The organism is Bacillus sp. AFS037270 (genome assembly GCF_002585305.1).
This window is the reverse complement of record NZ_NUNF01000091.1, coordinates 1-22021: the sequence shown is the minus strand read 5'-3', so window position 1 is coordinate 22021 and position 22021 is coordinate 1. Positions and strand designations below refer to the sequence as shown.

The window sequence follows — 22021 nt, the reverse complement described above, 5'->3', positions numbered from 1 at the left end:
GCTATCGCTTTCTGTACGCATTAGGCGACTAGTCTTTGACCCTGCTTTCGCCGGACGTCGACAAGTCGCCCTATATCGGGGCTGACCATGGCGCTTCCGCTTTTCTCAATTTGGGTCAACCGACTTTTTCTTTACATATTTCTTAATGGTGTCCATTAGAAGATATAATAATGGGATGGACTCTACACAGAGGGCGAAGGTAGGCCATGAGTGTTCATAAACATCAACAAGATTTGCAAAGTTCTCCGCCATAGTTACCGACATTGAAACCACCATTGCTGCTAATGAAAACGTTAAGGGTCTGTAATCTTTTAGTTTTAATAACTGAGCAAGGATTTGAACTGCCAGATAAAAGAAAAAACTAATTTTGATATAAACCATTGTAGACCACACGGCAATTAATAGCGGATCTAAGTTCTCAATAAATTCAGCAATTTTAATGAATCGAACCATCTCTAGTATTGGATAGGCTAAATGAGCCGTTAAATTTGGGCCAAAAAGAAGTATTAAAAAACCAATATAGATGATAATCAGAATAATCGAAAGGAATATCGCCCAGAAAAGCGATCTTCTTGTTTTTTCCTTATCCATAATATAAGGAAAGATAAAAATTAATAGGACTATCTCGCAGAAAAAGGGCGAAATAAAATAACTTCCTTGTAGAATACCTTGGAAATCATGATTGGTTATAAAAGCGATTGAACGCTCCCATCTTAGCTCTCTTCCAACAAAGACAGTGTTTAAAAGAATGGCGAGGATGGTAATAAAAAATAAACCTTGTGCTGATCGAAATAGCGTGACGATACCTAATCGAGCCATTATGGCAACAGTACCGCCAAAGAGAATCCCGATGGCCCAGTTTGGTGTTTCCGGCAGATAGACTTGGATAATGAAGTCCTCATACTCTCTTAACATAAAGGCACTGCCATGAAAGCAAAAAAAGAACATTGCCCCCATAAGAAGGAGGTGGACCCAGTAAGGAAAGATTTCTTTTCCATAGGTCGCAATAAATTGATCTGGTCTTCGATTGGCAAGTTTTATTCCTATAAAGGCTTGAGCAACTGCACTTAACCCCCCGATACAAATGACAATTAAGGAATCATATTGTGTCATTTTAACGATTTGGACCGAAGAAAACCCAACGAATGTTGAGAAAAAAAAGAGAATTAAAAAATGGATGATTTGATGTTGAGAGATCCCCTCAGTTTTCAACTATGTCCCACCTAACCTATAATCTTTTCTTGCAGCGGTCTAAATAGGATTTCAATTAATTCATTGGGATTCAGACTATACTTGAAAAGATGTGTAGAAATACAATAACAGAAAGAAACACCCATAATACCTAAAACAATGAAGAATGTTCTTTTTTTGCGCTTTCGATTCTTAAGGTAATTCCATTCGTAAAAAAAGATAATAATGAAAAATAAAATAATGATAATCATGGGCTTAGTTCCTTTGTCCAAAATGGATTATTCTCTGTACCCCTTCGTTTTATCTTTAGATCGACATAGATATTAAGCTTTACTTTGTCTTGATAAAGTGACGACCAGTTCCTTTCGGATTTTTTCCATATTTTTGGTTTATACCAAGATAAATATTCACCAAATTGAAAGGCATCTGCACCTGCCTTTTTAGAGGCGGTAAAGGCACCCTTAATCCTTTCTCTAATATCTTTTTCTGCAATTAATTCTAATTTTTTAATATTTGTCTCCTTACTTAAATCGATTGTTGAGTCCGATTCCGAAAGGTCATCTTCGACATTGAAGTGAACATCAAACGTATATGGTTCGCTTTTTGAAGGATGAATTTTTGCTTTTGCCTGCAATACGGTTAAGTTAATTTCTTTGTGATCCGTTGGTGATTGAATCGTGACCAGTGCACGCTTGATCGTGTTTCGGAGCCACAAGGCCCCACGTCCTTCATAAGATGTTAGCTTAGCGACCATTTTGTAATTTTTGAATAAGGCGACTCCATCTGTACCAACCCAAACAACTTTTTTTCCATTTTCACTAACCAACTTGCGTTTACCTACTTTTAAAATACTGACTGCCATATCACCATTTACTGTTTCAAGAAAGTCCTTAGGTGTAGTTAATAGGGCAATATCATTTTTAGTGAAACCTAACAGTATTCGTGATTGCGACCGCTCAAAGGTTGGAACCATGTTAATAATATTCTTTGCCTTTCCAGGTGTTACAAACATAGCTAGATTGATGTTAAGGCTGGGTTCACGAATAATAAATTCTAATATCTTGGTTATCCCTTCCCTGGCCATTTCTTGACCAATAATCAAAAGTTTCGCTTGTCCAAAACTAATTTTCCGTGGCACATCAACCTGCATTTTATGAAAAGCTTGTGAGATATTTGCGCCTGAATAAGTTATGGTTGCATAAGGTTTCCCTAATGACAGCGTTCCGCCTGATTGACCTGTAGAAAGTCGATTAGGGAGTGGAAAGGTAAAGGTTACATCAATATTGCCATTTTTTCCTTTATCCACTAGGATGGTTGAAACAAACGCTCGGTCGTTTATTTCTACACGAGACCAGCATCCTGTTAAAAAAAGCATGCAAATAACCATTGAGAAAATAAGCGCTTTCTTCAATCCTCATCCTCCTCCGCAAATGGATACTGAAGATTGGATCTCTTAAGATTTTTTGTGCCAACAAACGAAGGACGTCGTTTCATTAACCACCAAGGGGCTCTTAAAAAGGAATCCTTTAAATCATTGGCACGCATTGGTGCAATTGGTGTAAGGTATGGCATTCCAAAAGAACGAAGGTGAACCAAATGGATATAAATAAGAAGACAGCCAATCATCAATCCAAAAATGCCAAAACTTCCCGATAAAATCATAATGGGAAAACGGAGCAGACGAATCGAAAAACCAAAATCGAAATAAGGTACGATAAAGGAGGAAATCCCTGTTAAAGAAACAATAATGACCATTGGCGCGGAAACTATTCCTGCTTGAACGGCAGCTTGCCCAATAACTAATGCACCCAAAATGCTAATGGCCTGGCCAATTGCTTTTGGGATCCGAAGCCCAGCTTCTCTTAATGCTTCAAAGGTTAGTTCCATAATAAATGCCTCCACTATTGCAGGAAATGGTACTAAATCTCTTGCAGCTGCTACACTCAATAACAAATCGGATGGAATCATCACAGGATGAAAGGTGGTCAACGCAATATAGAAGGATGGAAACAGCAGCGATATAACTATAAAGACTATTCGTAGCCATCGGACGAAATTGGCGAAAATATAGCGTTGATAATAATCCTCCGGTGATTGAAGAAACATAGTAAGGGTAACCGGTACAATAAGAGGGATGGGTGTTCCATCTACAAAAATAACCACTCTTCCTTCGAGCAGGGCTCCAGCAACAACATCCGGCCGCTCTGTTTTTTGCGCCTGCGGAAAGGGGGATAATGGGAAATCATCAATATTTTCTTCTATATAACTGCTTCCTAATACTCCATCCATTTTAATACGTTCAATCCGCTGTTTTACTTCCTCGATGATTTCTGGCTTGCATATTCCTTCTAGATATCCAATGACAACTTTTGTTTTTGTGAATTTACCAATCAATTGCTGTTCGATTTTTAAGGCAGGAGTTTTAATTTTTCTGCGAATCAAGGTGATGTTCGTATGAATATCCTCGACAAATGCTTCCCTAGGCCCTCTGATTACATTTTCATTTGCCGGCTCACTGATGGCTCTTTTCTCAAATTTTTGTAATGGGAAGGCAAGCATCCGCGGGTCGCCCTCGAAAAAAATTAATATATTTCCATCAAGGACAAGTTCCACAGCCTTTTGCATATCTGTTAGTACACTGCTTGACATAGCGCTAATCAATTTTAATTCAAGTAATTTATGAATAAATTCCTGGTGTGAGGAGGCATAATCCTCATTCACGATATAGGATAGGACCTGCTCATCAAATAAATTTTCATCAACCATTGCCTGTAAATAAACTATTCCGCAGCGAGTATGGTTAGCGGTTAATTCATAGATTGTGATATCAGAGCATTGATTAAATGACTGCTTCAGCCATTTATACCGGATATCAAAGTCTTCTCCTAAAAAAACTTGTTCAGGAGTATTGGTGTTTGGGGTTTGTTTTTTTACTTTTGAAAAAAAGGGCATGGTGGTGTTCACTCTTTCCGCAAAACTTTTTTTTAGATTTCCCTAATTTAAAGTAAATAATTTGTAGTTGAAAAAAATAGATAGGTGAGAATAATAATATTGACTAAGTAGAGGTGGAAGATATGATTGTGAAACTAGGGTATGTAGCGATGAGTGTAGAACTGCAGCACGCATCCCCCTCTCAAACCATGACGTTTGCCCAATTCTCCAAAATAAAGGACCGTGAAGCTGCGATTCGGAAATTAGAAAGGATTGCTGAATCTAATTTAGAGAATTGTCTGCGTCTTCTTAAGCATAATGTGGGAAATGATATTCAGTTTTTCCGATTTAGCTCACGGCTGATTCCACTCGCCAATCATGAGGATTTACTAGATTGGAACTATATCAAGCCTCTGAAAGAACCACTTGAAAAATTAGCCGTTTTTTTAAAGGAGCACCCTGCGAGAGTTGATTTTCATCCTGATCATTTTGTTGTGTTGAATTCATTGGATAAGGATATTTTAAAAAACTCACTTAAGACCTTATCAATGCATGAGGCTCTCTTGAAGGGAATGGCAATCAATCCCGAGCATCGTTGTGTCCTGCATGTTGGCGGAGGGTACGAGGATAAAGAGAAAGCGCTGGAACAATTTATTCATAATTGGGGATATATTAAGCCCGGTATTCAAAGGATGATTATGTTAGAAAATGATGATACTACTTTTACAGTTAAGGACACGTTATATCTTTGCGAGAAGTTAGGAATTCCGATGGTGTTTGATTACCATCATCACCTTGCAAATCACGAAGAGGAGGATTGGGTGTCCGATTGGGAACGGATTGTTACCACTTGGAAACATTCCGCCCTGCCGATTAAGATGCATATTTCAAGCCCGCGATCGGAGAAGGAGTTTCGAGCGCATGCTGATAACGTTGATCCGGAAATGTTTATGACGTTTTTAAATGAAATAAAGGGGAGTGTGCCGGAGATTCATTGTATGATTGAAGCGAAGCAAAAGGATGCGGCACTGTTTCAATTGGTTCGGGATTTGAAGGAGCGTGGGGGATTTAAGTGGCTGGATCAGACTAATTTTGTGGTAGAGTAGGGGATGAAGGACGAAATGTGGAGAACCGAGATTGGTTTTGTCTTTGATCAGGGGAATGAAGGTCAATTTGTGAAGTACCAAGCTGGTTACTGTCCTTTATCCCCGAAGATTACAGATTTCTCTAAGACAAAACAAAATGGCCCTTCTCAACGAAGGACCACTCTCAATCAACAAAACTTAAGCACGATAGGTTCGGCTGTAAACTGTATACTTATTAACCTTTTCCAAACTAGTCTCATACCCAATCCCTGGAGAAGTTGGAACCGTAATCTCACCGTTTTGAACCGTTACCTCAGGCTCTATAATATCCTCAGCCCAATAAAGTGAAGAAGCCGCTGTATCACCAGGCAGAGTAAAATTCGGCAGAGAGGTAATTGCAATATTATGGGCACGGCCGACCCCGGACTCAAGCATCCCGCCGCACCATACCGGGATATCATTAGCTTGGCAAAAATCATGGAGCTTACGTGATTCCGTTAAACCGCCAACACGCCCAACCTTAATATTAATAATTTTACAGCTGCCAAGCTTCAAGGCCTTTCGTGCATCCTCGACAGAATGGATACTCTCATCTAAACAAATCGGCGTTTTCATTCTAGCCTGCAAGTCAGCGTGATCAATAATATCATTATGGGCCAAAGGCTGCTCAATCATCATTAACTGATAATCATCTAATGCAACCAAACGGTCCATATCATCGAGCGTATAGGCAGAATTGGCATCCGCCATTAACGGAATATCAGGGTATTCCTGGCGAACCCGATCAATTAAAGCAACATCCCAGCCTGGCCTAATTTTCAATTTTACCCGCTTATAACCTTCCTCAAGGCGTTCACCAATCGTTTCTATCGTTTCTTCAATAGAGTCTTTAATTCCAATGCTGACACCAACATCAATTTTGGATCTTTCACCACCAAGAGCACGGGCAAGGGACAAGTTCTGTTCTTTTGCATACAAATCCCAAACAGCCCCCTCAATTGCTGCCTTAGCCATATAATTGCCGCGCAAGTGAGCAAACCACTTCTCAAACAGTTCATCGGGATGTTGGATGTCATTTTTTAAAACGATAGGGATCAAATAATCCTCTAGGATATGCCAATTAGTTTTGACCGTTTCTTCATTATAAAGCGGATCGAGCATCGCTACAGATTCGGCCCAGCCTGAGAGACCGTCCTCGTTTTTGACTTCCACCAAAATAAAATCTTTATCGTATTCGGTTCCAAAACTAGTTGTAAAAGGGTAGAGTAAATCAAGTTTTAAGTGTCTTAAAATGACTTGCTTAATCTTCATACCAAAAGTCTCCTTTAACTCTTCGGGTTAGTTCTTAGTGAGAATATAGAAATTTACCGGAATCTCCGGATTGCTGATTTTTTTAAAACCGCTGACCTGCCAGCCATGGTCAAACAGCTCAGAAAAAGCATCCCTTGTTCGCATCCGCCAGTCACCAGCAAGCTCGATGTCTGTTTCGCGAATCGACCGATAGTTTTTGGGGAAAGGCACAAACTGAACTGCATCATTATGTAAGTCTTTAAGTGTACAAGGCAATACAACGGGCTGCCCTCTATCATTTACATCCCACTGCAGAAGCGAGTTCTTCAAAACAAAGTCTTGTTCGAATGCGTTCCCGATAGTATCAGCAGATTTTTCGTCACGGATATGCCACTCCACAAGGAAGCGGTCAGAGGGGAGTCCACTGTTTAACAAATCTTCCATCTCGCCGTAGCAGTTTGGAAGATAAGTAGAGACTACACCGCCAAGCTTGCCAATGTTCAAATATCCATTAATGCTTTCAAGTGGATCATACGTCCAAGTGATAAGGGAGTAGCCAAGTTTTAATGCTTCATTGCGTTGGGCTAGTTTTAATTTTTCACCTATCCCATTATTACGAAAGTGTTTATCGGTCCCTAATATATGAGAGCAAAGGTAGACAGACTGGCCGTTAAAGCCTGGGAAGCTGTATTGAAACGCAATAAGCTGATCGCCACAATAGGCACCAAGCACTAAACCGCCGTTTTTGACGGCGGTAATGGTTTGGTGTGTGGGAATGGAGTCAGACTCCCCCCATATTTTACTTTCAAGTCTGCGTACTTCTTCTAGCTCTTTATTTGTATACAGGGAACGAATTTCGATTTGTTCTGTTGTCAATGTCAATTCCCCCATTAAAAACTATTCGCGGCTGAAATCCGCATCTTGTAATGGAACCAATTTGGTCTTTTTCACAACCTTGTAGCCGAAATAAGCTAATAGGAATAGAGGCAGGCCAATATAAGATACCAATGCACCGTACCAATCAATTTTTGGTCCAAAAAAGGCGCCATAATTTTGACCGAAGACAGCTACTAAGCATAAAACTGTTGCTAAGATTGGTCCGAGCGGGAACCATTTTGCTACATATGGTAAATCTGATAAACTTCTTCCTTGCGCTATATAAGCTTTACGGAAGCGGTAGTGTGAAATAGAAATTCCTAACCATGATAAAAATCCTGCTAAACCAGAGGCATTCAATAGCCAGCCATAAACAGTACCATCACCGAACAGAGAAGTAAGGAAGCAAAGCATACCAATCATGGTTGATACCAATAAAGCATTAGTAGGAAGACCTTTTTTGCTAACTTGCTTTAAGAACGCAGGAGCTTTACCTTCCTTCGCCAATACCCATAACACACGTGATGCGGCATAAAGTGCAGAGTTACCTGCAGAAAGTACGGCAGTAAGAATAACAGTATTCATTAAGGCAGCAGCAAAAGCAAGACCGGCATTTTTAAAGACTAGTGTAAACGGACTTACTGCCACGTCTTTGACATCTGTGCTTAATAATAATGGATCTTTGTAGCTTACTAAACAGCCGATAATAAAAATCGCTAAAACGTAGAATAATAAAATTCTCCAAAAAATTTGTTTAATCGCTTTTGGCATATTCTTTTCAGGATTTTCACTTTCACCAGCCGCAACCCCGACAAGTTCTGTTCCTTGGAACGAGAAACCGACAATCATAAACACACTTAAAATCGAAAGGAATCCGCCTTTAAATGGTGCTTCGCCTTTTGTAAAGTTTTCAAATCCGCCTGTATGGCCCTTCATGATTCCAAAAATCATTAATAAACCTAACACAATGAATATAATAATTGTAGCAACTTTGATAATTGCAAACCAGAATTCAGATTCACCGTAACCTTTTACAGATAAAATATTTAATCCAAATATCAACACAAGGAAGATGGCACTCCAAACAATCCCTGGGACATCCGGAAACCAATATTTCATAATCAGTGAGGAAGCCGATAATTCAAGGGCAACAATAATAGCATTGTTATACCAATAATTCCAGCCGACTGCAAAGCCAAGAGCAGGGTCGACAAAGCGGTCCGAATACGTGCTGAACGAGCCGGTGATTGGAATAAACGCCGACATTTCTCCTAAGCTTGTCATAATAAAATAAACCATGATTCCGGCAATTAAATAGGCTGCAAGAGCTCCACCAGGACCTGCATCCGCAATCGTCGCACCACTTGCTAAAAATAATCCCGTACCAATCGTTCCACCGATGGCAATCATCGATAGGTGTCTAGTCTTCAACTTTCTTTCCAAGGGTTCTTTAGCTTTAATTCGCTCAATGGTTGTATCTATTTTACGTGCTGTGTCTTCCATCGCACATCTCTCCTAATTGTTTTTTTAAGTTTCTTGTAATGCTGTTAACAACGTTTGTGTTAATATTTTCGTTCCATATATTAATGCATCTAGATTAAATTTCATTTCGGGATGATGCAACCCAGGCGTTAAACCACAGCCTAAACCAATCATCGTAGCCGCTAGGCCGGGATTTTTGGCGGTGTAAAAATGAAAGTCCTCAGCACCTTGGGAGATACATACCGGAACAACATTTTCTTCGCCGAGTACCTCTTCAATGGCTTTTTCCGCCATTTTCATCACTCTTTCGTTTTTAACAGCGGCCGGAACATATTCCTCCATAGACCAGGTGAAGGCTGCTCCAGATCGCTCCGCTGCCAATTCCATCGCTGCTTTAGTCCTCTGATCAAGCTCGGACATAACTTCGTTGGATTGTGCTCTTACATCGAGAGCAAAATGCGCCGTTTCTGGGATTACATTAGTTGCTTCACTTTCCGTCGTCAGCTGTGTCATTTTAATGGAGTACGGAACATCTGTTGGTAAATCAATTTCCTTAAGGTTCTGCACTAGTAGGGCAGCTGCCTCAATTACGTTGATTCCTTCATTTGGCCGGGCTGCATGTGCTTGTCGTCCCTTTATGTTTCCCCGAATCGTACCCGCTGAACCATGAATAATCATAGGAGACGCCTTCCTAAAGGGAAGCTCACTAACTGGCCGTACATGGGTGCCAAATAACAAGCTCACATTCTCTAGCGCACCATCCTCCATCATTTTCAGCGCGCCTTCTCCTTTTTCTTCGGCAGGCTGAAAAATGAATCTTAATGTATGCTTTGGTTTGAGTCCGATTGAGGCCAGAGCCAGTGCCGTATATAGGACCATCGTGCTGTGTCCGTCATGACCACAGGAATGATTGGGTCTAACCACACCATTCACTTCTTGGACCAGTGCATCCATATCTGCCCGCAGTGCCACGACTTGGCCAGAGGTTCCCTGTATTTCAGCGATTATTCCGTAATGATCGTTAAACCTTTTTACGCTGAAGCCGGCCGTTTGCAGTTTTTGTGCAATGTAGCCGGAAGTTTTCTTTTCTTGCCAGCTGGGTTCCGCCAGGCAATGAAGCTCTTGATAGGTGGTTAGTAACTCTTCTTTATGCTGCTCAATAAAGTCTAGCGGATTCAAATCTTTTCACCTCTTAAACTTCTAATCCTATTCATTAAATACATTAAACGTTGTATAAAGCTTCTCTAGTTTTTGCTGGTATGAAAATATCCGTTCCTGATCTTTCTGTTGGATTCCCTCTATCATTAAATCTAATAAACTAATAACCGATGCAATGGAGTTCGTGCCAGTTTCGGCATTTTCCTCAGTAGTTAGTATAATGTCGGAAATCCTTCCCGCAGGAGATAGAAGGCGATCGGTTATCGAGATAAGGGTAATTCCATGCTCTACTGCACACTCAGCAATTTTTATGGTTTCATTGGAATAGCGTGGAAACGAAAACACAACAACAACTGAGTCTTTAGTCAGATTGCAAAACTTTTCGAAAAAGTCACCTGACGTTGAACACAAACTTACCTGATCTCGAATGGTACTCAACATATAGGAGAACCAATAGGCGGCTGCATGAGAAATGCGGTGGCCTGTGATTAAAATGTGGTCCGCCTTGGTTAACGCCTCAACGGCTTTCCAAATCTCTTGGATGTTTGCAGAGTCTAGCAGATTTCTTAATATATCAATCTGGTTTTCTATCACCTTTGTAAAAACATGTTTATCGGTCGATTGAATCGAAGCGGCAGCCGCGGCGGTTTGGTTCTGCAATAGCATCTGCCGCTGAATGAGATCCTGCATTTGGCTAAATCCTTGAAATCCTAATGCGTAAGAAAGGCGGATGACGGTGGTTTCACTAACCGATGCTTGCTGACCGATTTGAAAAGCCGTCTTAAAGGCAGCCTTATCTAAATTTTCAATCAGGTAAGTGGCTACTTTTTTTTGCCCTGCCGATAAATGGTTAAATTGATCCTTAACTAATTGTTTAAAAGGAAGTGGCTCCATCTTATCCACCTTTCCAAAAGAAGGGAATCCTTCACTTCGTATAAATGGTGAAGTTAATACTTTTTATTTTTATACGTTATCATAAATAAATATAAATTAAAAGATTATTTGTTGATATTTTTTTGTGTATTCATATGGGATATATTGATACTAGAGAAAGTTTGTTCCTAACGATTTGGAGGAGGCTATAATTTGTTAGCAAAACCGCAAAATAGTATTTCAAGGAAGGCATTAACGGTCTGGAGAATATCCGGTGTGATTAGGTCGGTGATTGGCTGGACGATAACGGCAGTAATTCTGTTATTATTAGATGTTTTTGATGCCCCTTTTTGGATTTCCATTATTTTAATAACCCTGGGAGTGATTTTTCCTCTCTATCATATAGTAATTTCTCCGCTCTTTAGATGGAAGAGCTGGAGATATGAGGTACGTGAGGAAGAAGTGGAATTGGAGGAGGGAATCTTTATTAAAACACGGACACTAGTTCCGATGGTTCGTGTGCAGCATGTCGATACTATCCAAGGACCGCTTTTAAGAAAGTATAGATTAGCCTCCGTTCTCATACATACAGCAGCAACTGCACATGAAATCCCAGCTTTAGAAGAAGATGAAGCAGAAAAACTGCGAAAGTTTATTTCAAAATTAGCAAGGGTGGCAGAAGAAGATGTCTGAACCAAAACGACTCCACCCGGTTGCCAGCATTGTCACGACTGGAAAAAGAATAAGAAATCTCATCCTTCCCATGATTTTCCTTAACATCTCTGGGGGACGGGATAGTATAACATCATTGGTCATCTCTCTAATTCTATCCTTGATAGCGGTTCTTATTACCCTCATTACGGGAATCTTGTCCTGGTTGCGGTATACCTATCGATTTGAGGAAGATGAGCTGCGGATTGAATATGGTGTATTCCTTCGTAAGAAACGATACATTCCGTTCGAGCGGATTCAGAGCATTAACATAACAGAAGGGCTGCTGCAGCGATTATTTGGACTTGCTAAGGTGGAGATTGAGACAGCCGGCAGCGGTGATGAGGCAGAAGCCGTGCTATCGGCAATACCAAAAGGGGAAGCAGCGCAGATTCAAGCACATGTCAATGCGGCTAAACAAGATGCTCCTAAAACGACAGCGGAGATAAAGCCGATGTTTAAACTTACTACACAGAAGTTACTCTTGCTTTCCTTGACATCAGGCGGAATGGGGGTAGTGATTTCAGCTGTTTTCGCGATTTTTCCACAGCTAGATGACTTAATCCCTTATAAAAAGGTATTTGGCGGAGTAGAAACATGGGCTGTTCATAATATAATGCTCATAACTTTCATTGTGTTTTTAGGATTTCTCCTCTTGTGGATTATTTCGTTAATGATCACGATGCTTAAATATGCAGGTTTCACGGTTGTTCAGACAGAAACGGATTTCGTTATTTCACAAGGCCTCCTGGAAAAAAAGCAAATGACGATTCCGCTGAATAGAATTCAAGCAATCCGAATCAGTGAAAATCTGATTAGACAAATGCTGGGACTTGGAACGGTATACTTGGAAAGTGCAGGAGGATCCTCTGCCAATATAGAGGGCGCAAATGTTATGCTTTTGCCTATCGTAAAAGTAAAGGATATTCCAGCTATTATCGGTCCCTATTTACCGGAATATGAAATGACGGAAGATTTTAAGCCATTACCAAGACGGGCAATGTGGAGGTATATTTTCCGCGGCTGGTACGTGGCCATCCCGATTGTGTTACTTTCGTTGATTTTTTTAAAGAGCTGGGGATTGCTCTCTCTAGTCTTACTCGTGCTTGTGACGATCAGAGCATATTTAAACTATAAATCAGCAGGCTGGGGATTAAGCCGGGAACAGCTTAGCTTGAAATTCCGGAGTTTTAAGCGGACCACCATTTATATGAGGAAAAACAAGATACAAAGTTTAGAGGCGGGCGTTAGTTATTTCCAAGATAAAAAGGAACTGGGAACGCTTGAAGTCTTTGTCAAGTCGGGGGCTGTCAATACAGGAGGCCGTGTGGTCGACATGGATCAGGCTGACCTTCAGAGCATTTATCGATGGTATTCACGGGAGCGTGAAATAGGGAGCGGCCCGGAATAAACATGGGTTACTCCCTTTAAATGTCCTTTTTGCCTATATTATTTCCAAAACCCTAGAATGGCTAGGATGATTATCACAGCCCAGATTAGCACTTTTACTGGGGATTGAAGGGAGACATTTCTCCTTTGACTGCTGGCCCAAGATGCAGTGGTCTGAATGGAATCTGAAAGATCTTTTTTATTAAAGTATGGAATAGCGCCCACTAGAAAGCCACCCAGTAATCCAAACAGATGAGCAACTACATTAATATTGGGCTGCAGGAAGGTCATAATTAAGCTGACTGCACAGAGAACGATAATAATTTGTGCATTTTGCTGGGACATCATGCTCTTTCTGAAGATAATAATGGCAATATAATAGCCAAATAGGCCAAAAATGGCCCCGCTTGAACCAACGTGGGTATAGGTCAACGGCTCAAATATTAGTGTAGCCACATTAGCAGCGAAACCGGAGAAAAGGTAAATGAATAGAAATCTGCCGCTCCTAAGCATCCGTTCCAAAGCTGGTCCAAATAGGATAAGGGAAAAACTATTAAACAGCATATGTGAAAAACCGCTATGCATAAAAGTAGGAGTGATTAGTCTCCAAACCTCTCCTTCCATAATATAAAGATTCACCCCTGAGAGAGTCTCAAAGAACCAATTGTTTGGGAATATGGGAAGAATGGTTAAAAGGTATAATACTAAGTGAATTGTTGTAATTAGAGAGACCATCGGATAAAAGCGGATAAATTCACGAAAACTTTCGGTTCTGTTAAATATGGTTAAAACCCCCTTTCAATTACATCTTAACCGTTTTTTGGTCTTGTACACTATTATGCTGACTGTAAATTAAATAGAAGGATGATAAACCATGATTAAAGGAATTGGCATTGATATTATTGAATTGCATAGAATCCGCGAATTAATCAACAAGCAAAGTAAGTTGGTCGATCGGATTTTAACGGTCGACGAAAAGAAAAAGTATGAAGACTTATCTGAGTCAAGAAAAGTGGAATTCTTAGCTGGAAGGTTTGCGGCAAAAGAAGCCTTTTCCAAGGCATTTGGGACTGGAATAGGAAGAGAACTATCTTTTCAAGACATGGAGATTGAGACGGATGGCTCCGGAAAACCGTTTTTTCGAAAACCAGAGGTTCAGTCACATTTGTCTATTTCACATAGCAAGGAATATGCTGTTGCTCAAGTGGTGATAGAAGGTTAGAAGGTATTAATAAGTGGCTCGAATAATTAACCATATTTGACTCCAATACTATCTAGCTGCAGCGCCTAGGGGCTCGGGGGCCTGATCAAGGCGCTTCCGCTTCAATTTTGCTCTTTGTAAGAATAATCCCCATGGTTGTCTCATATATTCATAGGGAAATAGGAGAGACAAGGTCAGCTATGGTTTATAAGCCTGATTCCTGCCTTTCTCTTCTTTGATAATCATATGAAATGAGACAAGAAGGGGTTGAAGGAATGAGGAAAAAGTTTTTACTGCTTATTACAGGGCTAATGGTCATGTTCGTGCTAGCTGCCTGTGGGTCAAAATCACAAGATGATGTGGTAAAGGAGCTAAAGGGTAAGCAGAGTGATTTAACCAGCTATAAAGTGAATGCGAAAATGACGCTGAAAATGGGCTCGGATTCGCAGATTTATAATGTTGAAATCTGGCATAAAGATCCTACCTTCTATCGCGTTAATTTAAAAAATGCTGAGAAAGACCAAAGTCAAATGATCCTAAGAAATAAAGAAGGTGTATTTGTTCTTACACCGGCATTGAATAAAAGCTTCCGTTTCCAAAGTGATTGGCCGCAAAATAGCAGCCAAGCTTATTTGTATGAATCTTTAATAAAGGATATTGTGGCGGATAAAGAAGCTAAATTTTCCTCAACAAAGGACTATTATATCTTTGAAACAAAGACACGTTATCAAAATAATAGTATGCTTCCATATCAGGAGATTAAACTGAATAAAAGTGATTTATCGCCTGCTGTAGTCAAAGTAATGGACCCTGACCGGAATCCCCTTGTAACGGTGGAGTTTTCAAAGGTGAAATTTAATGCTGATTTTGACAAGGACGATTTTGATATGAAAAAGAATATGACACGGGCACAATTGAATTTACCAGCAATGGCAAATGGTAAAAATAAAGATCAGTCATTCACGATTAAGTACCCAACGTTTGAGTTAACAGGCACTAAGTTACTTGAAGAAAAGACAGTCAAAATTGAGGATGGTAAGCGGGTTGTCCTTACCTATGATGGTAAAAAATCCTATACACTTGTGCAGGAAAAAGTATCGACAAAGGTTGCCTCAGCTAATCCAACGCTAATGGAAGGTGATATTGTTGATTTAGGCGCAACAATTGGGGCGCTGTCGGATCATTCGCTTTCATGGTCACAAGGCGGTGTTGATTATATGATCGCATCGAAAAACCTGACTAGGGATGAGATGGTTGAAATAGCGAAATCTGTTCAAGGTGACTCCGTAAAATAATAATCAAACTAAAACAGGCCTTGTGCCTGTTTTTTGGCGTTTATAAGTAGTATGATATTTTTGAGCAAAAAAGCGGCCACCCGCTTAAAATAAATTATCATAATCCAATTTTATGGTAAAATAAAAAAATGCATTTTAACTAGGAAGTGGACAGATGGAAGAGCAAGTCTATTTTTATCGAGATACGTGGGCAGAAATTGATTTGGATTGTATCACTGAAAATGTATCTTCTGTAAAAAAACATTTACCAGGTCAAGTGGAAATTATTGCGGTGGTAAAAGCCAATGCCTATGGTCATGGTGATGTTCAAGTAGCCAAAACAGCCCTTTCAGCGGGAGCAAGCTTTCTTGCTGTGGCTTTAATGGATGAAGCGGTTGCACTTAGACATAAAGGAATTCATGCCCCCATTTTGGTTTTAGGAGCAACTCGGCCTGAAAATGTTCAAGTGGCAGCCAAGTATGATATTTCCCTTACCGTTTTTCAAAAGGAGTGGCTTCAGGAGGCACAAAAACATTTGTCTGTTGGTGATAAAGTTTCTCTGCATATCAAAGTGGATACGGGAATGGGAAGAATCGGCGTCCGCAGCCGTGAAGAATTATCAACTGTAGAACAACTGATTTTAGAGGATAAACGATTTCATTTTGAAGGAATCTTTACTCATTTTGCCACAGCAGATGACTTGGATAACCGTTATTTTCAGCAGCAATTAGCGTTATTTGAAGATTTGTTAAAGGTGTTAACGAAGCGGCCGAAGTATATTCATTCCAGCAATAGTGCGGCAGCAATCAGATTTCCTAATGCCTATTTTAATGCGGTCCGGCTTGGAATCGCCATGTATGGTCTCACACCATCTCTTCAAATGGAAAAAGAAATTCCATTCCCATTGAAAGAGGCCTTTTCACTGCAAACGAAGCTTGTTCATGTGAAGCAGGTTAAAAAAGGGGATAAGATCAGCTATGGGGCCACTTACGAAAGTAAGGAAGATGAGTGGATTGGCACTATCCCAATTGGTTATGCTGATGGGTGGATTCGAAGACTGCAAGGGCAGGAAGTGTTAGTGGATGGAAAGCGTTCGCCAATTGTCGGGAGAATTTGCATGGATCAGTGCATGGTTCGTCTACCTGCTAATTTGCCTGTTGGAACAACCGTCACACTAATTGGCCGGCAGGGTCAGCAATTCATTTCTATAAATGAGATTGCTGCAAAGCTTGAAACCATTAATTATGAAGTCCCATGTATTATTACCAATCGTGTGCCGCGACTTTATAAAAAAGAGGGCAAAATTGTCGATATAAAAAATGGCCTGCTTAATAATTCACAGGCTTAAATACAGAAATTTAAACATATTTATGATATTGCGGTAAATTGTGCATAAAAGCATCTTTTATTGGCTTATAATACAGTAGAATTATATTTAGTCTATGAATTGGGCTTGATTAGTGTTATTATTGAATATGGTACAGATATTAAATTTAAAACTCGCTGATGACTTACCGCGAAGAGGCTTAGACAGAAGTGCAGTTAAATTTAAGCATCAGAATGAAATTCTGGTTAGATAAAAATGGTGTGTAGTGATGGTGGAGGTGTATGTTTGTGTCTGAAACTGGCGCAACTACGGAAATCTTAGTGAAGTTACCGCAACATCTTTTAACTGAGTTAGATGGTTTCGTTAAGCAAGAAAATGTGAACCGCAGTGAATTTATTTACCAAGCAACAAAAATGTATTTACGCGAACGGAAAAAGAGACAAATTCGCGAGTCGATGAGACGTGGATACATGGAAATGGCAAAAATCAATCTTAGAATTGCATCAGAAGCATTTTTAGCAGAATATGAGGCAGAACACACAGTTGAACGTCTTGTAAGCGGAGGATAATCCTTTGATTGTCAAGCGTGGTGACGTTTATTTTGCGGACCTATCCCCAGTTGTTGGTTCTGAACAAGGCGGCGTCCGACCAGTACTTGTCATCCAAAACGACATCGGGAATCGGTTTAGTCCCACAGTGATTGTTGCAGCGATTACAGCTCAAATTCAAAAAGCTAAGCTTCCTACTCATGTCGAAATTGATGCGAAGCGCTACGGATTTGAACGTGACTCGGTCATTCTGCTAGAGCAAATTCGTACAATTGATAAGCAGCGGTTAACCGATAAAATCACCCATCTCGATGACGAAATGATGGAGAAAGTGGATGAAGCCTTACAGGTAAGTTTAGGTCTCATCGAATTTTAGTTTAAAGTACGCTCTTTTAAAAGAGCGTTTTTTCATACATAACCTGCCTCTGATTTTTCTGCCTAAGAGCAAGCTGATTCTAGCTTGCTTTTCTTTTTGTCAAAAGGTAAATAGGGGCCTTTGATGAAACCATTACCCTAATTTGATACAATAAAATGAAAAAAGAGTGGAGGATTGTTTCGTGAACGATACAGCTGTAAAAGATAATCAGCTCTTAGGTAAAATTGCCGCTGAGCTGACTATATCCTATAAACAAGTAAAAAGTGTTATTTCGTTGCTTGATGAAGGAAACACGGTTCCTTTTATTGCCCGTTACAGAAAAGAAATGACCGGAGCCCTAGACGAGGTGCAGATCCGGACGATCTTAGAACGCTGGCAGTACATTCAAAACCTTGAGCAAAGAAAAGAAGAAGTCTTGCGAATTATCGAAGAACAAGGGAAATTAACCGATGAATTAAGCAAAGACATTACAAAGGCTGAGAAGCTTCAGGAAGTAGAAGATTTATACAGGCCTTATAAACAAAAACGAAGAACAAAAGCGACTGTGGCCAAAGAAAAAGGATTAGAACCATTTGCAGAGTGGCTGATGACGTTTCCTAAAGACAACATCGAGCAAAAAGCAAAAGAGTTTCTATCGGAGGAAAAACAAGTTCTTACGATTGAAGACGCGATTGCAGGCGCCAAGGATATTATTGCAGAAATGGTTTCTGATGATGCTGAAGGACGTAAATGGATTCGTAAAGAAACTTTTAAATCCGGCACAGTTGCATCTGTTGTAAAAGATGCAGAAAAAGACGAAAAGAATGTCTATGAAATGTACTATGAATATGAAGAGCCGGTTAATAAAATTGTCCCACACCGAATTCTTGCTTTAAATCGCGGTGAAAAGGAGGACATTTTACGTGTTTCGATAAAGATGAATGCAGATATGATTACGGCCTATCTATCGAGAAAGTGGATCCGTGTCCAGCATTCGCCTGCCGCTCCGATAGTACAGGAAGCGATAGAGGATGGTTATAAAAGATTAATTCAGCCATCCATCGAACGGGAAATCCGTGCCGAGTTAACGGAAAAGGCGGAAGAGCAAGCTATACATATTTTTTCGGAAAACCTTCGTAATTTGCTGTTGCAGCCCCCTTTAAAGGGAAAAGTGGTTATTGGTGTAGACCCAGCTTATCGGACAGGCTGTAAATTAGCGGTCGTCGACGAGACTGGGAAGGTGTTAAAGATTGATGTCATCTATCCACATCCGCCTGTTTCAAAAACAAAAGAAGCACGTGAAAAGTTTATTAACATTCTCCGTGAGTATAAAGTAGAAATGGCGGCAATCGGTAACGGTACTGCATCAAGGGAAACAGAACAGTTTGTCGCTGATATTTTAAAAGAAATGGAAGATGACATCTTTTATCTCATCGTCAACGAGGCAGGTGCTAGTGTCTATTCTGCCTCCGACCTTGCTAGAGAAGAGTTTCCAAACTTCCAAGTTGAAGAAAGAAGTGCTGTTTCGATTGCACGACGCCTGCAGGATCCATTAGCGGAATTGGTGAAAATTGACCCGAAATCAGTGGGTGTTGGTCAGTACCAGCATGATGTTGCCCAGAAGCGCCTATCTGAATCGCTGCATTTTGTGGTAGAAACGGCCGTTAACCAGGTCGGTGTGAATGTGAATACCGCGTCTTCTTCGTTACTGCAGTATGTGGCAGGATTAAACAAAACCGCTGCCAATAATATTGTTAAAAAGCGCGAAGAGGAAGGTAAGTTTACGAGCCGAGTGCAATTAAAGAAGGTACCACGTTTAGGGGCAAAAACCTATGAACAAGCCATCGGTTTCCTGCGTGTGCTCGATGGTAAACAGCCACTTGACCGGACCGGAATTCATCCTGAAAACTATGATGAGGTTAAAAAGTTATTAACAAGTCTAGGTTTTACAGCAAATGACTTAGGTTCAGAAGAGTTAAAGACGGCACTAAACGGACTTGATTTAAAAGCAGTTTCTGAAGAATTATCCGTAGGGGAGTTAACCTTAAAGGATATTATTGATGCCTTAGTAAGACCGGAACGAGATCCGCGTGATGATTTACCTCGTCCGCTCCTGAAAAAGGATGTCTTAAAGCTAGAAGATTTAAAAGCAGGAATGGAACTTCAAGGCGCCGTCCGGAATGTTGTGGATTTCGGTGCGTTTGTAGATATTGGTGTCAAACAGGATGGGCTTGTTCATATATCTAAGCTCAGCAATCGTTTTGTCAAACATCCTTTGGACATTGTTTCAGTTGGTGATGTCGTTACGGTTTGGGTGGACTCTATAGATATGAAAAAGGGCCGTGTTGCCTTAACTATGCTGCCGCCTTCCTAAAATAGTAGAAGTGCCTATAGTCAGCGAGAGGCTCGGTGATTATAGGCACTGTAACTAGAGGAACACTGCTTTTAGGAGCAGTGTTTTTTTCTGTAAAAAAACCAGCACTGGTTAAGCAGCTTAATCTGATAGCGGTCCTTCTCATAGAAAGCCCTTTTCATTTGGTTTTGCAACCAAGTTGGCATAGTGTAAAACCTCCCGAAAAGTACATCATTAATTAAGGGTATATACAATATATGCTATAATAGGTTGTCATGTTCGCTAGAAAGTGGGGAACTGTAAAAATGGAGCAGAAAGAACTTCAATTATTAGTTGAAAAGATATCTCTTGAATACTTTGGTAAGCCGTTTAAACATACAGCGTCGTTTAATCCAAGATTACGGTCAACAGGAGGGAGATATCTTTTAAGCACCCATAATATTGATATCAATAAAAAGTATTTAGAACAGCTGGGAGAGAAAGAGTTGATCGGCATTATTAAGCACGAGCTATGCCACTATCACCTTCATCTTGAAGGCAGGGGATATCAGCACAAGGACCAAGATTTTAAGATTTTATTAAAGCAGGTAGGTGCACCCCGCTTCTGCAGCCAACTGCCTGAAAGAAATGTAAAACGAACAGCGAAAAAAATACTTTTTTATCAATGTACAAGCTGTATGCAAACCTATCAAAGAAAAAGAAGTATTAACACTTCCAAATATGTGTGTGGTAAGTGTAGAGGCAAATTGTTAAAAGTTAAAGAGATGGAATTATAATTCTTTGTTAATTTGGTTATAATTTTTATGTAAAAATAATGTTGACTTTATAGTTATGGGTCTTTATAATGTAAAGAGTCGATAGGGCAAACGCCTTATTGAGCGAAGAAATATTGATTATTCCGCAGTAGCTCAGTGGTAGAGCTATCGGCTGTTAACCGATCGGTCGTAGGTTCGAGTCCTACCTGCGGAGCCATTCATATGGGGAAGTACTCAAGAGGCTGAAGAGGCGCCCCTGCTAAGGGTGTAGGTCGGGTAACCGGCGCGAGGGTTCAAATCCCTCCTTCTCCGCCATATATTATTTTGGCCCCTTGGTCAAGCGGTTAAGACACCGCCCTTTCACGGCGGTAACACGGGTTCGAATCCCGTAGGGGTCATCAGGGATGGGGAGTGACATTGATTCATTTCCTGTTTCTTTATCTCTAAATGAATTAATGGGCTATAGCCAAGCGGTAAGGCATCGCACTTTGACTGCGACATGCGTTGGTTCAAATCCAGCTAGCCCAGCCATTTTGTTTAACTAAGTATGAGCCATTAGCTCAGTTGGTAGAGCAACGAGCGAAGCTACAGTGAATCAGCTTCGAGTCTGCGAGGAAGGACGTAAGTTCTTTTGAGCATCTGACTACCCTGATCTAAGATTGGGGATTCATCTAAGTACGAGCCATTAGCTCAGTTGGTAGAGCATCTGACTTTTAATCAGAGGGTCGAAGGTTCGAGTCCTTCATGGCTCACCATTCGATTACCATTTGCGGGTGTGGCGGAATTGGCAGACGCACCAGACTTAGGATCTGGCGCCGCAAGGCGTGGGGGTTCGACTCCCTTCACCCGCACCATAAATTACCTCTTGAATTAATTAGAGTATGATGTTATCATTGATTTTGTCGCTGATTCATATGCGGTCGTGGCGGAATGGCAGACGCGCTAGGTTGAGGGCCTAGTGGGGGCAACCCCGTGGAGGTTCAAGTCCTCTCGGCCGCACCAAAAAAGTTGTTGACAAAGAGAAGTTGTTTTGGTATACTTTAAAAGTTGCTTTAAAAATAAGCGCCCTTAGCTCAGCTGGATAGAGTGTTTGACTACGAATCAAAAGGTCGGGAGTTCGAATCTCTCAGGGCGCACCACTTTAACGGGAAGTAGCTCAGCTTGGTAGAGCACTTGGTTTGGGACCAAGGGGTCGCAGGTTCGAATCCTGTCTTCCCGACCA

At 40.6% G+C, this 22021-nt stretch carries 20 protein-coding genes and 9 tRNA genes; 19 read left to right on the top strand and 10 right to left on the bottom strand.

Annotated elements, in window-relative coordinates; all coding sequences use genetic code 11:
• Positions 1 to 105: 105 nt before the first annotated feature.
• The 3 genes from COD92_RS29505 to COD92_RS29490 form a co-directional block, all read right to left on the bottom strand.
• Positions 106 to 1212, bottom strand: coding sequence for a GerAB/ArcD/ProY family transporter (locus tag COD92_RS29505; RefSeq protein WP_098531704.1), 1107 nt, complete (start codon positions 1210 to 1212; stop codon positions 106 to 108).
• Positions 1213 to 1438: 226 nt separating this feature from the next.
• Positions 1439 to 2602 (bottom strand): Ger(x)C family spore germination protein, encoded by a 1164-nt coding sequence (locus COD92_RS29495; protein WP_098531702.1) that lies wholly within the window; start codon positions 2600 to 2602, stop codon positions 1439 to 1441.
• Positions 2599 to 4143 carry a spore germination protein gene (locus COD92_RS29490; RefSeq protein WP_098531701.1) on the bottom strand — a complete coding sequence of 515 codons (1545 nt, stop codon included), beginning with the start codon at positions 4141 to 4143 and terminating at the stop codon, positions 2599 to 2601. The genes COD92_RS29495 and COD92_RS29490 overlap by 4 nt, the downstream gene beginning before the upstream one ends.
• A gap of 122 nt (positions 4144 to 4265) precedes the next feature.
• Between COD92_RS29490 and uvsE the strand changes: the two genes are divergently transcribed.
• A complete protein-coding gene (gene uvsE / locus COD92_RS29485) occupies positions 4266 to 5228 on the top strand; it encodes a UV DNA damage repair endonuclease UvsE (RefSeq protein WP_098531700.1) in 963 nt (320 codons plus the stop codon).
• A gap of 177 nt (positions 5229 to 5405) precedes the next feature.
• Here uvsE and menC read toward each other — a convergent pair whose 3' ends face one another.
• The 5 genes from menC to COD92_RS29460 are packed head-to-tail and all read right to left on the bottom strand — an operon-like array spanning position 5406 to position 10907.
• Positions 5406 to 6518, bottom strand: coding sequence for an o-succinylbenzoate synthase (gene menC, locus COD92_RS29480; RefSeq protein ID WP_098531699.1), 1113 nt, complete (start codon positions 6516 to 6518; stop codon positions 5406 to 5408).
• 27 nt (positions 6519 to 6545) lie between these two features.
• Complete coding sequence (locus COD92_RS29475; protein WP_255286729.1) at positions 6546 to 7373, bottom strand: GNAT family N-acetyltransferase; 828 nt, start codon at positions 7371 to 7373, stop codon at positions 6546 to 6548.
• Between the two features lie 21 nt (positions 7374 to 7394).
• Positions 7395 to 8876 (bottom strand): amino acid permease, encoded by a 1482-nt coding sequence (locus tag COD92_RS29470; RefSeq protein ID WP_098531697.1) that lies wholly within the window; start codon positions 8874 to 8876, stop codon positions 7395 to 7397.
• 24 nt (positions 8877 to 8900) lie between these two features.
• Positions 8901 to 10034 carry an amidohydrolase gene (locus tag COD92_RS29465; protein WP_098996792.1) on the bottom strand — a complete coding sequence of 378 codons (1134 nt, stop codon included), beginning with the start codon at positions 10032 to 10034 and terminating at the stop codon, positions 8901 to 8903.
• A 27-nt stretch (positions 10035 to 10061) separates the two neighbouring features.
• Positions 10062 to 10907, bottom strand: a complete 846-nt coding sequence (locus tag COD92_RS29460; protein WP_098996791.1) for a MurR/RpiR family transcriptional regulator — start codon at positions 10905 to 10907, stop codon at positions 10062 to 10064.
• Positions 10908 to 11099: 192 nt separating this feature from the next.
• Here COD92_RS29460 and COD92_RS29455 point away from each other — a divergent pair, with 192 nt between their 5' ends.
• Together COD92_RS29455 and COD92_RS29450 are read left to right on the top strand one after the other, a co-directional pair.
• Positions 11100 to 11579 (top strand): PH domain-containing protein, encoded by a 480-nt coding sequence (locus COD92_RS29455; RefSeq protein WP_098996790.1) that lies wholly within the window; start codon positions 11100 to 11102, stop codon positions 11577 to 11579.
• Positions 11572 to 13008 (top strand): PH domain-containing protein, encoded by a 1437-nt coding sequence (locus COD92_RS29450; RefSeq protein ID WP_098996789.1) that lies wholly within the window; start codon positions 11572 to 11574, stop codon positions 13006 to 13008. The genes COD92_RS29455 and COD92_RS29450 overlap by 8 nt, the downstream gene beginning before the upstream one ends.
• A 38-nt stretch (positions 13009 to 13046) precedes the next feature.
• Here COD92_RS29450 and COD92_RS29445 read toward each other — a convergent pair whose 3' ends face one another.
• On the bottom strand, positions 13047 to 13610 hold the full coding sequence (locus tag COD92_RS29445; protein WP_255286728.1) for a rhomboid family intramembrane serine protease: 564 nt from the start codon (positions 13608 to 13610) through the stop codon (positions 13047 to 13049).
• A 250-nt stretch (positions 13611 to 13860) separates the two neighbouring features.
• On the opposite strand from COD92_RS29445, the gene acpS reads away from it, so the two are divergent.
• The 6 genes from acpS to COD92_RS29415 all read left to right on the top strand — a co-directional run bounded on the left by acpS (position 13861) and on the right by COD92_RS29415 (position 20065).
• Positions 13861 to 14208 carry a holo-ACP synthase gene (gene acpS / locus COD92_RS29440; RefSeq protein ID WP_098531691.1) on the top strand — a complete coding sequence of 116 codons (348 nt, stop codon included), beginning with the start codon at positions 13861 to 13863 and terminating at the stop codon, positions 14206 to 14208.
• 254 nt (positions 14209 to 14462) lie between these two features.
• Positions 14463 to 15482, top strand: coding sequence for a LolA family protein (locus COD92_RS29435; RefSeq protein ID WP_098531690.1), 1020 nt, complete (start codon positions 14463 to 14465; stop codon positions 15480 to 15482).
• Between the two features lie 154 nt (positions 15483 to 15636).
• A complete protein-coding gene (gene alr / locus COD92_RS29430) occupies positions 15637 to 16809 on the top strand; it encodes an alanine racemase (RefSeq protein WP_098996788.1) in 1173 nt (390 codons plus the stop codon).
• Positions 16810 to 17075: 266 nt separating this feature from the next.
• A complete protein-coding gene (locus COD92_RS29425; protein ID WP_098531723.1) occupies positions 17076 to 17357 on the top strand; it encodes a CopG family ribbon-helix-helix protein in 282 nt (93 codons plus the stop codon).
• A 4-nt stretch (positions 17358 to 17361) separates the two neighbouring features.
• A complete protein-coding gene (ndoA, locus tag COD92_RS29420) occupies positions 17362 to 17712 on the top strand; it encodes a type II toxin-antitoxin system endoribonuclease NdoA (RefSeq protein WP_007083556.1) in 351 nt (116 codons plus the stop codon).
• Positions 17713 to 17893: 181 nt separating this feature from the next.
• Positions 17894 to 20065 carry a Tex family protein gene (locus COD92_RS29415; RefSeq protein ID WP_098996787.1) on the top strand — a complete coding sequence of 724 codons (2172 nt, stop codon included), beginning with the start codon at positions 17894 to 17896 and terminating at the stop codon, positions 20063 to 20065.
• A 71-nt stretch (positions 20066 to 20136) separates the two neighbouring features.
• Here COD92_RS29415 and cmpA read toward each other — a convergent pair whose 3' ends face one another.
• Positions 20137 to 20250 carry a cortex morphogenetic protein CmpA gene (gene cmpA / locus COD92_RS29410; RefSeq protein WP_007083554.1) on the bottom strand — a complete coding sequence of 38 codons (114 nt, stop codon included), beginning with the start codon at positions 20248 to 20250 and terminating at the stop codon, positions 20137 to 20139.
• 99 nt (positions 20251 to 20349) lie between these two features.
• Between cmpA and COD92_RS29405 the strand changes: the two genes are divergently transcribed.
• The 10 genes from COD92_RS29405 (at position 20350) to COD92_RS29360 (ending at position 22021) form a co-directional block, all read left to right on the top strand.
• Positions 20350 to 20820 (top strand): SprT family protein, encoded by a 471-nt coding sequence (locus COD92_RS29405; protein ID WP_098996786.1) that lies wholly within the window; start codon positions 20350 to 20352, stop codon positions 20818 to 20820.
• 121 nt (positions 20821 to 20941) lie between these two features.
• Positions 20942 to 21016 (top strand) — tRNA-Asn (locus COD92_RS29400).
• Between the two features lie 7 nt (positions 21017 to 21023).
• Positions 21024 to 21114 (top strand) — tRNA-Ser (locus tag COD92_RS29395).
• Between the two features lie 11 nt (positions 21115 to 21125).
• A tRNA-Glu gene (locus COD92_RS29390) sits at positions 21126 to 21197 on the top strand.
• Between the two features lie 58 nt (positions 21198 to 21255).
• Positions 21256 to 21330 (top strand) — tRNA-Gln (locus tag COD92_RS29385).
• A 148-nt stretch (positions 21331 to 21478) separates the two neighbouring features.
• Positions 21479 to 21554 (top strand) — tRNA-Lys (locus tag COD92_RS29380).
• Positions 21555 to 21568: 14 nt separating this feature from the next.
• A tRNA-Leu gene (locus COD92_RS29375) sits at positions 21569 to 21653 on the top strand.
• A 62-nt stretch (positions 21654 to 21715) separates the two neighbouring features.
• A tRNA-Leu gene (locus tag COD92_RS29370) sits at positions 21716 to 21801 on the top strand.
• A gap of 60 nt (positions 21802 to 21861) precedes the next feature.
• Positions 21862 to 21938 (top strand) — tRNA-Arg (locus COD92_RS29365).
• 6 nt (positions 21939 to 21944) lie between these two features.
• A tRNA-Pro gene (locus COD92_RS29360) sits at positions 21945 to 22021 on the top strand.